The following is a 206-nucleotide window of genomic DNA, read 5'->3' as shown; positions in this document are numbered from 1 at the left end:
ATTTATATATAAGTATTTTCCCAATGTTCTTAATTGGTGTCTTAGTTGCTAAAAGCAAATCAATTTTAATGAAGGTAACTAAGAAACACTACATTTTTTTGGGAGTATGTGGACTTATAGGGATAACCATTAAATTGCTCCCAGTTTTAAAGCCAAACTCTTTATTGTACTTGCAAGCAGCTGAAGCTATTGGTAACCCATTGATG

The 206-nt window shown here is 32.0% G+C and carries 1 protein-coding gene; it reads left to right on the top strand.

Annotation, left to right across the window (positions count from 1 at the left end):
- Nucleotides 1-206: hypothetical protein (locus tag EOC06_RS41380; protein ID WP_206631554.1), on the top strand; the 206-nt coding region annotated here is incomplete at both ends.

Origin of the sequence: Mesorhizobium sp. M7A.F.Ca.MR.362.00.0.0 (assembly GCF_004023175.1) — a bacterium.
In the GTDB taxonomy this organism is placed as follows: Bacteria; Pseudomonadota; Alphaproteobacteria; order Rhizobiales; family Rhizobiaceae; genus Mesorhizobium.
The sequence above is the reverse complement of the archived record's forward strand: the minus strand, read 5'-3'. Positions and strand labels throughout refer to the sequence as shown.